Source organism: Solibacillus sp. FSL W7-1436 (assembly GCF_038007305.1).
Classification (GTDB): domain Bacteria; phylum Bacillota; class Bacilli; order Bacillales_A; family Planococcaceae; genus Solibacillus.
Genome location: NZ_JBBOWV010000001.1, coordinates 3,720,919 through 3,734,936, shown reverse-complemented (window position 1 = coordinate 3,734,936; position 14,018 = coordinate 3,720,919). Strand labels below are relative to the sequence as shown.

Genomic DNA, 14,018 nt, shown 5'->3' with positions numbered 1-14,018 from the left:
TTAAAAAGCCCTCTACATTGTAGAGAGCTTTAGAATTAGTTTTTTGATTTAACTTTACCTGTCCAAGTTTTGAAACCGCCTTGTAATTGGAACAGTTGGCTATAGCCCTTTTTCTTTAATGTCAGTGCAGCTCGGGCACTACGACCAGAGTTTTGGCAGTAAAGGTATACAGGCAGGTCCGGACGGATTTCTTTATGACGTGTATTAAGTTGCGTCATCGGAATGTTTCTTGCACCTAAAATGTGTCCCGCTTCAAATTCTTTAGGTTCGCGTAAATCGATTAATTGTGCTTTACGATAACCTTCAATAAATTGCTCCTGTGTTAAATTTGTTACGGATTTTTTTAAGCGCATTGAGTTGATTACTACGTAAGCAACGATTACTACTAAAATAACTAGAATCGTATATAAAATTGTCACTGCGATATTACCCCTTTCTTTCTGTACTATCTATTATAAGAGATGAACTAGAGTTAGTCGAGCGAGTTTGTTAAAATGAATTGGTGGAGGCGAGAAATTGTGAAAAAACAATGGTATTTTATAAATTCGGGTCCGTGCAGCCCGGCCTATAACATGGCACTGGATGAAGCATTGCTTGATTGGCATAGTCAAGGGGAAATTCCGCCGGTTATCCGTTTTTACGAGTGGAATCCTGCAACATTATCAATCGGATATTTCCAGCAAGTACATAAGGATATTAATTTAGAAGCGGTAAAAAAACAAAACTTAGGTTTCATCCGTCGACCTACAGGCGGACGTGCCGTTTTACATGACCAGGAGCTCACTTATTCAGTGATTGTGACAGAAAGCTACCCGAATATGCCGGAAACCGTTACAGAGGCATACCGTGTCATCAGCGAAGGGATTTTACAAGGGTTCCGTCTTTTAGGACTGGATGCTTATTTCAGTGTGCCGGAGACGAAAGAACAGCTGGATGATCTGAAGAAACCGAAAAGTGCGGTATGTTTTGATGCGCCGAGCTGGTATGAGCTAGTTGTGGAAGGTAAAAAAGTTGCCGGGAGTGCCCAGACACGTCAAAAAGGTGTGATTTTGCAGCATGGCGCTATTTTACTGGACCTGAACGAAGAACTGCTGCTATCGGTATTTAATTTCGCTACGGAAGAGGCAAAAGAAAGAATGCGTAAAAAGTTACCAGAAAAAGCGGTTGCGATGAATCAGTTTGTCGATACACCATTTACTATCGATCAATGTGTGAATGCATTCTCTAAAGGATTTGAAGTAGCTTTGGACATAGAACTAATTCCTTATGAATTAACAGAGCAGCAAACCCAATATGTAGAACAATTGATGCAAAATAAATATTTAACAGATGACTGGAATTTCAGAAAATAGATTACGAACGTGTGTTTTTATTTTTTGTAAAAAAATTTTTATACCCGAAACGTTGATATAGATGGATTTAACAAAAAGAAAAAAAAATCAACCCCTTGTTTGAAAAAAAGATTTATTGTAATCTTTTTAAATGAAATCATTTAACCCTACATATAGAATAAAAATATCCAATAAAACACAATATATTGTATATAAAAGTGTTTATTGGAGAAAAATGTAGGGAATGGAATTTACAAAATCGTTCAAAGGGGGGCTTACGCGGTGGCAAGTGTTTTAGAACAATCCATCCAAGTCAATCAATTAAATCAAGATATTGAGCAATTTCCTCAAGTGCACCCGATCACACCGGATATGCATATTACGCATAAAGGTGTATCTCGTCTTGTAATGATTGACCGTTATTCTTTTAAAGATACGGAAAAGAAAACATTAAAAACAGGGGATTTTGTCGTTTTGACAGTAAAACAAGATCCGAAATTCCCGGCGCGTGGACTTGGCATTATTCATTCGATTAATCAGGAAAAGAAAACCGCCCTTATTAAAATTGATGAAGATTACCGTCACGTATTAGAAGGCGAAGAACAAGAGACTGGCATTATCGAACGGTCATTGGATATTATTGAAAAGCCGCTCGAAATTTTTTATGAGCAGATTGCGAAACGGAATGCGACAGGCTTGGCTTCAGTTGAAAAAACAGAAGAAAAGCGTCAGGAATGGTTCGGGAAGTTTTACGAAGAGCTTGTGTCGATGAACTTTATCCCCGCAGGACGTGTAATTTACGGGGCAGGTTCGGAAACAGAAGTAACATTCTTCAACTGTTATGTAATGCCGTTTGTAGCCGATTCCCGCGAAGGCATCAGCGATCACCGCAAGCAAGTGATGGAAATTATGAGCCGTGGTGGCGGTGTCGGTACGAACGGTTCGACCCTTCGCCCACGCAATACATTGGCGCGCGGTGTAAACGGTAAATCAAGCGGATCGGTAAGCTGGCTTGATGATATTGCCAAGCTGACACATCTTGTTGAGCAAGGTGGGTCACGTCGTTAACTACTCGGCGACGTAATCTCGCGAATTGCTGGAACACCCTTAGAGCTTTCTTCACTACAACATGACTGGAAACGGTGAGTGTGAATGTTCAAAAAGAAGAAAGATTGGGCAATCAGCAGCCAAGCATCTTTGGAAACAAAGGTGAAGGTTCAACGACTATTGAAATTTCCTAAAGTTTTTATTAATGATCTTTTGCAAGTTAGGAGGATTTAATATTGAAAACAATGGAGAAAGTAAATTGTATCAAACGGCAACGTAGATACAAGGCGCGAGACAAAGAAGAATTAATATTTTCGATTATTCAACTTCATAACCAAGGATATAGTCAAGTCAATATTGCTAAAAAAAGAATGTATATGCAATTTCTGACAAACAAGGTTGTGCAGATTTAATGATTTCTAGAAAATCTGATGTTAAAGCAATTTATGAAAAGTTATATTCCTATGGTGATATTAAATTAAATCGAAAATATGAAATACTATCTTCTTTGATGATATAGTCTGATCTCATGTGAAAGCATGAGAGTACGGCAGAAATGACCGTACCTCTTATTAAAAGAGTAACAAAAAATGGGAGCACAAATGATTATGCTGGCAGATTGGCATCCGGATATTGTGGAATTTATCATTTCAAAAATGCAAAATCCGCGTATTCTGCGTTATCTGATCGAGAATACAGAAGATGAATCAATTATTCGCCTGGCAAAAGAAAAATTAAAATTCAAGCCTTTAACACAGCAGGAAGATGCGATGTATCAAGGCATTGTGAACTATAAAAATATTGAAGGTTTTGGCGGCTTTAACGAAGCGATTATCCGTGACGCTGAAACAAAGCTACGAGATGGCGGTACGTATTCAGTCCATAATCCGGATTTCCTGACAGGCGCCAACATTTCCGTTACATTAACGAAAGAGTTTATGGATGCTGTAGAAAATGACCAGGACTTCGAATTACGCTTCCCGGACGTAGAAAACTACACTCCGGCTCAAATGCTGGATTACAATGAAAAATGGCATGAAGTTGGCGACGTTCGCGAATGGGAGAAACTTGGTTATCCGGTTCGTACGTATCGCACAATCAAAGCAAAAGAACTGTGGAATCTAATCAATGTCTGCGCAACATATGCAGCAGAACCTGGTATTTTCTTCATTGATAACGCAAATGACATGACAAACGCAAAAGCGTACGGTCAGAAAGTTGTTGCGACGAATCCGTGTGGTGAAGTTCGCCTCACGTTAAACATCGCGGGATGAAGCGGGAAGGCTGAAATGCTAATCCGAACCGAAGACGAATTGTAAAATTTTTGTCAGGGGCAACGCATAGATAGTGAACCTCATCATTTGAGAATATAATCTATCCACGAGACCGCGACACTGCAACTTGCAGTGAAAATGTATGCTGAACTTGCACGAATAACAAGTGTAAGAACCTTAGGATAAAAAGCCTGAGGGTTAACAAAAATTTGGAACAACCATTAGCACCATATTCCGTTTGTAACTTGGCTGCTGTTAACTTGGCGAAGTTTGCAAACAAAGAAACGAAAACAGTTAATTTTGACGCGTTACGCAAAACGGTAAAAGTTGGCGTACGTATGCAGGATAATGTTATCGATGCAACACCATACTTCCTGGAAGATAACAAAAAGCAGGCACTAGGTGAGCGCCGAGTTGGTCTTGGTGTAATGGGTCTTGCCGACTTGTTGATCTACTGTGAAAAAGAATACGGCTCTGAAGAAGGCAATGCACTTGTTGATGAAATCTTCAAAACAATTGCAGTTGCAGCGTATGAAGAGTCAGTTGAACTGGCAACAGAACGTGGCAGCTTCCCATTCCTTGAAGGACAAACAGAAGCTGAAACAGCACGTTTACGTGAAGCATTCATTAACACAGGCTTCATGAAAAAAATGCCGCAGCATATTCGCGAAAATATTGTGGCAAACGGTATTCGTAACTCGCATTTATTGACGGTTGCACCTACGGGATCTACTGGTACAATGGTCGGGGTTGCAACAGGGCTTGAACCATACTTCAGCTTCACATACTACCGTTCAGGTCGTCTAGGGAAGTTTATTGAAGTGAAAGCTGAAATTGTAAAAGAGTATTTAGATGCGAACCCGGGTGTGGATGAAAATAATTTACCGGACTGGTTCAAATCATCAATGGAGCTTTCTGCTGAAGCACATGCAGATGTTCAGTGCATCATTCAAAACTGGATTGATTCATCGATTTCAAAAACAGTAAACGCACCAAAAGGCTATGGCGTAGAGCAAGTACAAAAAGTGTACGAGCGTCTATACCGAGGCGGTGCTAAAGGTGGTACAGTGTATGTCGATGGATCTCGTGATACACAAGTACTGACTTTAAAAGCTGAAGAAGCAAATTCAGATGAACAATTAGAGTTTGAAGAATTAAAACAATCGGAAGACCAGGTGAAACGTCAAGTGGTGTTGGTGGATACAATCAAGCCATTAACAGATACAGACGTGACAATCGGTTCGGAAGTTGGCAATACATGCCCGGTTTGCCGTCAAGGTACGGTAGAGGAAATGGGCGGCTGCAACACATGTACAAACTGTGGTGCACAGCTGAAATGCGGTTTATAAAAAATAATATAGTTTGATAAAAAATAACCTCTTCGGTAAGATGACCGTAAGAGGTTATTTTTTTCGATTATTAAGCAGGGATTGCTACAGGCAATACCCGAATAAAGTTGTCCATAAATTATATTCTTATTCGTTCGACTAATGGGCGCTATCCGATTTATAGGAGTAGCGCTTATTTTCTTTTTACGGTTATTATATTCTAAATGAAGGGAGAGGCAACTTATGGAGGAACAAGTAAGGATTCTAGTAGTAGAGGATGACGATGCGATAAACCAGTTACTTTGTGATATTGTCAGAAAAAATGGTTACATCGCACAGCCGGCCTTTTCCGGGACGGAAGCGCTACTCTATCTGGAAAATAAGGACTGGGATATGGTATTGCTTGATCTGATGCTTCCGGGGATGTCTGGAGATGAAATACTTTCAAAAATAGCTGATCAAAGTAATATTCCGGTAATCATCATTTCTGCAAAATTGGATCAGCAAACAAAAGTAGGCATGCTGAGAACAGGAGCAGACGACTATATTACAAAGCCTTTCGACAACGAAGAAGTTTCTGCCCGAATAGAATCTCATCTAAGAAGATACCAGCGTATTAATAAGTTCTCAAACAAGACGAAACTGCATTATAAAAATATTGAAATTGATTCGGAAGCAAGAACGGTATATGTACAAGGGGAGGAACTAAGTTTTACAGCCCGTGAATATGAGATATTGGTTCTTTTATTATCATCTCCGAAAAAAGTCTTCACAAAGAAAAATTTATTTGAAAGTGTTTGGAAAGAGGTATTCTATGGGGATGACAATACAATCAATGTCCATATAAGCAATATACGAAACAAGTTGGCATCCATCAACCCAGATGAGCAATATATCGAGACGGTCTGGGGAATTGGCTATCGGCTCAAAACTTAAGACTTTCTTTAGATTTTTCTTAAGAGACTGTTAATGTTTCCTTTCTATACTGAGTGTATCAAGTTGAGGAGGGAAGTTTTATGAGCGATTACGTACTAAAAACAAGTAATTTAACAAAACAATTCAAAAATCAGATTGCGATAAATAAAGTGAACCTATCCATTAAAAAAGGCTCCATTTATGGTTTTATCGGAGCAAATGGAGCGGGGAAATCTACACTTATACGAATGGTTACGGGTCTGGCCAGTCCAACTAGCGGGTCCATTGAATTGTTGGGGCACAGCAACAGTCAGGAACTGGTTAAGGCGAGGAAAAGAATCGGCACAATTATAGAAGGACCGGCATTATATCCGCATATGACCGCTGCTGAAAATTTAGAAGCACACCGGCTATTGAAAGGCATTCCGGGGAAAGATTGTGTAGAAAGAACGCTTGCGATAGTGGGCCTTCAGCAGACCGGGAAAAAGAAAGCGAAGAACTTTTCATTAGGTATGAAACAACGGCTTGGAATCGGCATTGCGTTACTTGGAGATCCTGAATTTTTAATTCTTGATGAACCGATCAATGGCCTGGATCCGATGGGCGTTGTTGAAATACGTGAGTTATTGAAAAAATTAAATCAGGAATATGGGATGACGATTTTAATTTCCAGCCATATATTGAGTGAATTACATTTACTTGCGACCCATTATGGAATCATTCATCAAGGTGATTTACTGGAACAAATAACGGTCGATGAGCTAAATGAAAAATGTCAGCAATATTTGCATATTAAAGTGAATAATCCTGAAATGGCTGCCACTGTTATTGAAACGATGCTTTCGACAAATAACTTTGAAGTCATGCCGGATGGCTGTATTAAACTCTACCACTATGTAGATACCCCCGGAAAGGTTTCCACGGCTCTTGTTAATGAGGGATTGGTCATTGAACAATTCATGCCAATAGGACAAGATCTGGAATCTTATTTTATGAACCGTATTGGGGGTATGCAAAATGGATAATTTAATGAAAGCTGAATGGTTTAAATTGAAGAAAGACCGTTCGCTATGGACTTTGATCATCATTCTGACTGCTGTTAGTCTTTTTTATCCGTTGTTAATTGTATTTGATGACGGAGCCGATTCAATTAAAGTGATGGATTTTTATCAAAATACAATCCTGCAGGGAAACAATTATGTTATAAGACTTGTTCCATGTATATTAGCCGGCTTCTTTATATCCAGCGAATATTCAATCGGTACGATGAAAACGATTGCTGCTTCAGGAAATAGCAGGTTCCACCTTTATTTTGCAAAGTTGATCATCTACTCCATTGGTACGGTTTTAATCTCATTGATATTTCCTGTTATTTTTACGGGAGCTGCCTCGGTTGCCTTGAATTTCAATGGGATGCCGGAGTTCGGGTACTTTATAGGAACAATCGGATTGACGATTCTTTATGCAATCGCATTTGCATCAATGATGGCTTTGTTTGCCACAATCTTTACGGATAGCGGTAAGGCAATCGGCTTCATGCTGATCTTCTTCATTATTTTTGATAGTGCTTTATATTTATTGAGCAGTGTATCCCCAATATTTGAAGTCATTTTCAACTATTCTGTATTTAAGTTATTCTTGGATATTGTCAATTACGATACTATTCACAGTGCTGAAATGGTGAAACTGATTGCAGTTCCTGTTATTACTTTTACAGCTTTCGGAATTTTAGGGAGCATCTTATTTTATAAAAAAGAAATAAAATAAATGAAGGGCGGGTGAGGAAAATGATTTATGTGGCGATAATTTCTGTATTAATCACAGTAATGATCCTCATCCGTTTTCTATTTCTGAAAAAAGAAATACGTCGTGTTACTGAACAATTACAGGAGAGAAGCACTCTCGGTATAGATAGGAAAATCAGTCTTGCTTTTTTCGATAACGATTTAGAGAAACTGGCCGAGGAAATTAATGTTCAGATTGACGAGACAAAGAAAGCCGATGCACAAAAAAGACGTACAGAAAATGAATTAAAGCAGGCAATTTCAAATATCTCACATGATATTCGTACACCGATGACTTCAATATTGGGGTATATTCAATTTTTGGAGGATGATAATACCCCATCTGAAAAAAGAAGAGAGTATATTTTGATTGTGAAAAATGGAGCGTTGCGACTAAAAGTGTTACTGGAAGAGTTTTTTGAGCTGACCGTAATTGAGTCGGCAGATTATCCGTTAAAGGTGGAATCCGTTCAATTAAATGATTTGGTTTTGGAAGTCTTGGTTGGATTTTATGAAGAATTCAATCGAAGGAATATCGAGCCGACCATTCATATTCCTGAGCAGGAAATTATTGTAAAGGCCGATTCTTCTGCAGTAAAGAGGGTAATAGAAAATTTAATTACAAACGCTTTAAAACATTCCACTGGCAATGTAACAATTACGCTTAGAAGTACCTTGTCATCTGTCGAGCTTATAATCAGCAATCCCGCTTCTCAATTAAAAACAGAAGATCTTTTTTTCCTGTTTGACCGTTTTTATAAAGTGGATCAATCTAGAAAGGGAAAAGGTACAGGACTTGGTTTATCTATTGCAAAAAGCTTAATGGAAAAAATGAACGGAAGCCTTACTGCAGAACTGAAGGAAAACCAGTTATTGATGATATGCAGATGGGACCCTCACGAAACCAAATATATGAACTAGGAAAAATAATCGAGCAATAATTAAAAGAACCCATTTAATATTTAAACGGGTTCTTTTTGTGGTGACTTTTATCACTTTAAAAACGTAATCGGCCGGTAGCAGGATTTACTAATGGCCATGCGCGGACATCGATCTTTTTGGAGAAGTGCAGGATCGGCTGGTCATTTTCCACAATAATCCCTTGCTTGGACAACATTGTATTAAGAATGATTTCACCTTCTGCTTGTTGTAAAATCCATGGATGGTGCAAAATATCACAGCGCACCGGGACATCTGAAGCATTTAATGTGTAGAAGCAGTAACGCTCGGCCATCCATTCTTCAAAGCTCCCTTTTACCGCAAGAAATGGTTCTGAGACCGGTTTATAACGGGCTGCGAAAACAATGTCTGTTTGATCACGTCTTTTGCTTTCAAACAATACGGTATCCCCAAAGTTTTTAATATCCATCTTAGCGTAATGGTAAGGTAAATGGAAAAATGTGCGGGCCCCTTTTACTGCCGGCCAATTATCCGCATCCAAACTGAAAAAGTATACGCCCGGTTTTCCATCAATCGTTACATAGGTACGCACATTAAGTTCCGGAAATACGTCGGTACCGGGAACTGGCGGCAATCCCCGAAGTCTCACACCGGACATGCGAAACGGAACAACCCCAACCCAGCACACACCGTCGAACGTATCCAATTCCATTGCATTTGGAACTAACTTCCGCAAAACCTCGTATTTAACCGGGTAATGGGCGAATAACAGATCGCTCCACGTTTGTTTCATCCCCCAAGGCAAATTTGGCAGCGGCCAAGGACGATGACTGTCATCCCATTTATTTTCTTGTGTGTTTAGGAGTTCCATTATAGTTCGTCACTTCCTTCACATCTATCGTATTTAATATAAATTCTTTTGAAAAGGATTAAAAACGTCGCGGATTTGTTTTTTCCGCATCCATTGGGTAGCAACCCATTTTTCGCCTCGTATTACGGGCTCACCACTATGAAGGGTTAATTCATTTATTTTTTGATCATTATAGAAATATTCAAAGTAAACTGCTGAACCTCTTTCCGGTACAGTTACGATACCCAAATTAGGAAACGTTGTAACGCCTCCTTCTTCTACATCATTTAAGTAGACTACTAACGTACTGATGCGATTATTACTGCTTGAAGGGTGATTTGGACCGAAGAAATCAAAGTGAGCTTTAAATTCCTGACCGGGTTCGTAATGTAAAACTTGCAGACCCTCGGCATGTTCGATAGGAAGGTGCATCAGGCTGCTAATCCGTTTTTCGATTACTGAAATAAGCGGATTTTCATTTTCCTCAAAAAACATACCACTGCTCGTACGAATCGGACTTACTTCTTTTTTTGCCAGTTTGGATCTTTTCAAACGGGAAGAAGCACAATCGATTAAATTCTGACATTCCTCATCACTTAAAACATTCGAAAACTTTACAATGAGCGGTTCCTCATGAAGAACCTCTGCTGTTATCATTCGATCGTCAATTAAAAAACCGGATTGAATAGGTAAAATCGAAACTTCTGTTGTCATATGTTATGTCCTTCCGCAAATGCTTCTAAGTTAGTACAAAAACATTACTCTCACTCTTTTATGTAGGTTAAGAATGTATTTCTACTCCAATACATATAATACCATTTAATTGAATTTAATGGTATTTAAGTAATAGGATAATAATGAAAAAATTTTACAACTAATCCCTAAGTGCTAGTATTTGTAAAATTTAACTAGCATTTAAGAAGGATAAGAAAAAGTTATAGATTTACATAAATAACCTGTCATTTTGTTTATGTCTTATAAAGAGTAAAATTATGGGAGGATAGAAAACTATGGAAAATGATATTGAGATTTTGAACTCCGTACCTATCCCTGATTATGAACGGTTTGAGCTTAAAGACCCTTTCGGAAATAGAGTAGAGATGATTCAATACTACTGCACTCTATTATTCTGATCGTCATCAGCTTTTGATAATAGTTCAATGATTTCCTTGTTCTGTGATTGTATATCTTTTAGGATTCTTTCAATTGCCAATGCAGTAAAGGTAATGATTATTAGTACTGCAAAAATTAATAAGCCCACAAAAATTCCTCCATTCTAATTAACATTTCATCTATTATACTAATGTTAATTAGAATAGGTAATAATTTCTAAAAACCTCCTTCTAATTTAATGATGGCAATTTTACCGGAAATCACGTATCATTGTAAGGTAGTTTTAAACTATCAGGTATATCCTGCAAATATATTGAATGATAGGTGAAAAAAATGAATTATCAAGTATTATTGTATTATCATTACACAACGATTGAAGATCCAGCTGCTTTTTCAGAAGAGCATTTAGCTGCATGTAAGGAAATGGGTTTAAAAGGTCGTATTTTAGTTGCCCGTGAAGGAATTAATGGTACGGTTTCAGGTACGATTGAGCAAACACAAAGCTATATAGATATGATGGAAGCACATCCATTGTTCAAAGGGATTGTTTTCAAAATTGATCCAGCAGAAGGTCATGCGTTCAAAAAAATGCATGTACGTCCACGTCCAGAGCTTGTACACTTAGGCTTGGAAGAAGATGTGAACCCGCATGAATTGACAGGCCGCTATTTATCTCCTGAGCAATTCCTGGAAGAAATGCAAGATGAAAACACAGTCGTACTAGATGTACGAAACACATATGAATATGATGTCGGTCACTTCCGTGGCGCAATTCGTCCAGAAGTAAAGAATTTCCGCGATACACCGCAATGGGTACGCGAAAACCGTGAATTATTCGAAGGTAAAAATGTATTAACTTATTGTACAGGCGGAATCCGCTGTGAAAAATTCTCAGGTTGGATGAAGCGTGAAGGTTTCGGTGATGTTGGTCAATTACATGGCGGCGTTGCGACATACGGTAAAGACCCGGTTGCTAAAGGTCAGCTTTGGGATGGTCAAATGTACGTATTTGATGAGCGTCTGACAGTGCCGATCAACCAGGTGGAACACGTGATTGTTGGTCGTGACCACTTTGATGGAACACCATGTGAACGCTATATTAATTGTGCAAACCCTGAATGTAATGAGCAAATCATTGCATCAGAGGAGAACGAAGCGAAGCATTTAGGTGGCTGTACGATTGAATGTACAAAACATGAACGCAATCGTTATATCGTCCGTCATAACTTAACGGAAGAGCAAGTACAACAAGTGATTGAATTATTGGAAGCTGAAGCTGCAGTAAAATAGAATTTTAAATGCATCTCTTTATAGGGATGCATTTTTCTTTTTTGTAAACAAAACAGCCTTTTGTAAATGAAATGTAAATAGATTTTTCTAAATTTTCATTGCAAATTGTCTATTTTCTGCATTTCTTACATTGTTCAATAAAGATTTAAACATAATATCGACATATTTCCTTTTTATATATGAATAAATAATTAAATTCCTCGTTAAAAATCCCTCCTATATGTTAAATAATCTCATAAATATTTACAATTCAATCCTTTTATTTCAAATTTTCAGATTTAACTGAATAATTTTACATAATAAATAGACCATTTCTTCATAATTTACATAAGGTTTACAAGTTTAATACATGACATTAATTATATGAATGTATTGTTAAAGCAGATAGAAAACATTCATGTTGATGGAGGAGTGAAGTATGTTGAAAAAAACATGTTACTTCATTGGGTTAACAATTCTAATGGTAGTATTAGCAGCTTGCAGTAATGAAGATTCTGCGGAGTCCTCATCTGGCGGCGGAGACTTAGTAACGATTTCAGGTTCTACATCAGTTGGGCCTTTAGCAGAGAAATTAGCAGCAAAATATGAAGACACAGAAGACGTAAAAATTGAAATAAATCAAATCGGTTCATCAGCAGGAATTACAAATGCGATCAACGATGTCTCACAAATCGGGATGTCATCACGTGATTTGAAGCAGGAAGAAATCGACTCCGGTATTCAGGAGTTGGTCATTGCTTATGACGGGATTGTAGTTGTGGCACATCCATCAAACCCGGTTAAAGATTTAACGATGGAACAAGTGAAACAAATCTTCACAGGCGAAATCACCAACTGGAAAGAAGTTGGCGGAAAAGATATGGAAATCGTCGTTGTTTCACGTGAAGACGGATCCGGTTCACGCGATGCATTCCAGGAAATCGTCGGCTATGAATCAGGACAACTGATTCGTAATGCAATCGTAGCAAGCGGAAACGGAAATATTAAAACAACGGTTGCAATGAACAAACATGCGGTAGGGTTCATCTCATTCGAATATATCGATGAAACGGTTTCAGCGATGGACATTAATGGCGTAAAGGCAGAAGCGGGCAATGTATTGGAAGGTAAATATAAATTATCTCGTCCATTCCTATTCGTTTATAAAGAAAGCGTACCGGAAGCAGCAACAAAGTTTATGGAATACATTTTAACTGCTGACGGACAAAAAATTGTGGAAGAAGCAGGAGCGATTCCATTAACGAAATAATTAGTGCTGGAGGATAAATTTGTGAACACACAAAACAGAAACGAAGTAGAACAGCAAATAAGCAAAGGCAATAAACGAAAATACTTTTTAGAAAGCTTATCATCGAAAATCTTTTTAGCATGTGCGCTTCTATCGGTAGTGAGCTTACTGCTGATCGTAGGATTCGTATTTTATAAAGGTGCAAACCCATTCGTAACTGGCGGCTATAGCTTTTTCGACTTCCTTTTTGGCAGTGATTGGGTACCATCGGAAGATAAATTCGGTATTTTCCCGATGATTGTTGCATCAATCTACGCAACGATCGGAGCACTTGTGATCGGCGTACCAATCGGGTTATTAACAGCCATTTTCCTGGCGGAGATTGCACCAAAATCAGTAGCGAAAATCGTATCACCGGCAATTCAGCTATTGGCTGGTATTCCATCTGTATTATACGGTGTATTCGGTTTAGCGATCATCGTTCCATTTTTACAGGATAATCTGGGATTAGCACGTGGACAAAGTTTAATCGCCGTCATTTTAGTACTGGCGATCATGATGTTACCGACAATTGTCACAGTTGCCGAGACAGCGATCCGCGCAGTGCCGAAAACATATCGTGAAGGTTCGCTTGCTTTAGGTGTTTCGCAAATCGGGACAATCTTTAAAGTAGTTGTACCGGCTGCAAAATCAGGTATTATGGCAGCAATCGTTCTTGGATTAGGTCGTGCATTAGGCGAAACGATGGCCGTCATTTTAGTTGCAGGTAACTCACTGATCATCCCGACAAGCCTGACAGACAGTGTGCGTCCATTGACGACAAACATTGCACTTGAAATGGGCTATGCGGCAGGAACACATCAGGAAATGCTGTTTGCAACAGGGATTGTTTTATTCTCATTCATCTTAATTTTAAACTTTGTATTAGCACGTATTACAGCGAAGGGAGCTCAGTAAC

At 38.6% G+C, this 14,018-nt stretch carries 13 protein-coding genes and 3 pseudogenes; 12 read left to right on the top strand and 4 right to left on the bottom strand.

Annotation, left to right across the window (positions count from 1 at the left end; all coding sequences use genetic code 11):
- Positions 1 to 35: 35 nt before the first annotated feature.
- Entirely contained in the window at positions 36 to 419 is a 384-nt protein-coding gene (locus tag MKX73_RS18530; protein ID WP_079527702.1) for a rhodanese-like domain-containing protein, read from the bottom strand.
- Between the two features lie 153 nt (positions 420 to 572).
- On the opposite strand from MKX73_RS18530, the gene MKX73_RS18525 reads away from it, so the two are divergent.
- The 9 genes and pseudogenes from MKX73_RS18525 (at position 573) to MKX73_RS18485 (ending at position 8,600) form a co-directional block, all read left to right on the top strand.
- On the top strand, positions 573 to 1,352 hold the full coding sequence (locus tag MKX73_RS18525) for a lipoate--protein ligase family protein (RefSeq protein WP_340718942.1): 780 nt from the start codon (positions 573 to 575) through the stop codon (positions 1,350 to 1,352).
- Positions 1,353 to 1,613: 261 nt separating this feature from the next.
- Positions 1,614 to 2,396: pseudogene (locus MKX73_RS18520) on the top strand (ribonucleotide reductase N-terminal alpha domain-containing protein); the annotation flags it as partial.
- A gap of 218 nt (positions 2,397 to 2,614) precedes the next feature.
- Complete coding sequence (locus MKX73_RS18515; protein ID WP_340718724.1) at positions 2,615 to 2,791, top strand: hypothetical protein; 177 nt, start codon at positions 2,615 to 2,617, stop codon at positions 2,789 to 2,791.
- Between the two features lie 174 nt (positions 2,792 to 2,965).
- Positions 2,966 to 3,616: pseudogene (locus MKX73_RS18510) on the top strand (vitamin B12-dependent ribonucleotide reductase); the annotation flags it as partial.
- A 248-nt stretch (positions 3,617 to 3,864) separates the two neighbouring features.
- A pseudogene (locus MKX73_RS18505) lies at positions 3,865 to 5,001 on the top strand (hypothetical protein); the annotation flags it as partial.
- Between the two features lie 222 nt (positions 5,002 to 5,223).
- Positions 5,224 to 5,916 carry a response regulator transcription factor gene (locus MKX73_RS18500; RefSeq protein WP_340718723.1) on the top strand — a complete coding sequence of 231 codons (693 nt, stop codon included), beginning with the start codon at positions 5,224 to 5,226 and terminating at the stop codon, positions 5,914 to 5,916.
- An 80-nt stretch (positions 5,917 to 5,996) separates the two neighbouring features.
- On the top strand, positions 5,997 to 6,920 hold the full coding sequence (locus MKX73_RS18495; RefSeq protein WP_340718722.1) for an ABC transporter ATP-binding protein: 924 nt from the start codon (positions 5,997 to 5,999) through the stop codon (positions 6,918 to 6,920).
- Positions 6,913 to 7,662: an ABC transporter permease gene (locus MKX73_RS18490; protein WP_340718721.1), complete on the top strand. Its 750-nt coding sequence runs from the start codon at positions 6,913 to 6,915 to the stop codon at positions 7,660 to 7,662. The genes MKX73_RS18495 and MKX73_RS18490 overlap by 8 nt, the downstream gene beginning before the upstream one ends.
- 20 nt (positions 7,663 to 7,682) lie before the next feature.
- Positions 7,683 to 8,600 (top strand): sensor histidine kinase, encoded by a 918-nt coding sequence (locus tag MKX73_RS18485; protein WP_340718720.1) that lies wholly within the window; start codon positions 7,683 to 7,685, stop codon positions 8,598 to 8,600.
- 76 nt (positions 8,601 to 8,676) lie between these two features.
- Here the strand turns inward: MKX73_RS18485 and MKX73_RS18480 are convergent, their stop codons facing one another.
- From MKX73_RS18480 to MKX73_RS18470, 3 genes are all read right to left on the bottom strand, one after another.
- A complete protein-coding gene (locus tag MKX73_RS18480) occupies positions 8,677 to 9,450 on the bottom strand; it encodes a YqjF family protein (RefSeq protein ID WP_445783318.1) in 774 nt (257 codons plus the stop codon).
- Between the two features lie 33 nt (positions 9,451 to 9,483).
- Positions 9,484 to 10,143 carry a 2OG-Fe(II) oxygenase gene (locus MKX73_RS18475; RefSeq protein WP_340718719.1) on the bottom strand — a complete coding sequence of 220 codons (660 nt, stop codon included), beginning with the start codon at positions 10,141 to 10,143 and terminating at the stop codon, positions 9,484 to 9,486.
- A 397-nt stretch (positions 10,144 to 10,540) separates the two neighbouring features.
- Complete coding sequence (locus MKX73_RS18470; RefSeq protein ID WP_340718718.1) at positions 10,541 to 10,690, bottom strand: hypothetical protein; 150 nt, start codon at positions 10,688 to 10,690, stop codon at positions 10,541 to 10,543.
- A 185-nt stretch (positions 10,691 to 10,875) separates the two neighbouring features.
- On the opposite strand from MKX73_RS18470, the gene trhO reads away from it, so the two are divergent.
- The 3 genes from trhO to pstC all read left to right on the top strand — a co-directional run bounded on the left by trhO (position 10,876) and on the right by pstC (position 14,017).
- Positions 10,876 to 11,832 (top strand): oxygen-dependent tRNA uridine(34) hydroxylase TrhO, encoded by a 957-nt coding sequence (gene trhO / locus MKX73_RS18465; protein ID WP_340718717.1) that lies wholly within the window; start codon positions 10,876 to 10,878, stop codon positions 11,830 to 11,832.
- A gap of 418 nt (positions 11,833 to 12,250) precedes the next feature.
- On the top strand, positions 12,251 to 13,081 hold the full coding sequence (locus MKX73_RS18460) for a phosphate ABC transporter substrate-binding protein (protein ID WP_340718716.1): 831 nt from the start codon (positions 12,251 to 12,253) through the stop codon (positions 13,079 to 13,081).
- A gap of 21 nt (positions 13,082 to 13,102) precedes the next feature.
- On the top strand, positions 13,103 to 14,017 hold the full coding sequence (gene pstC / locus MKX73_RS18455; protein ID WP_340718715.1) for a phosphate ABC transporter permease subunit PstC: 915 nt from the start codon (positions 13,103 to 13,105) through the stop codon (positions 14,015 to 14,017).
- Position 14,018 lies beyond the last annotated feature (1 nt).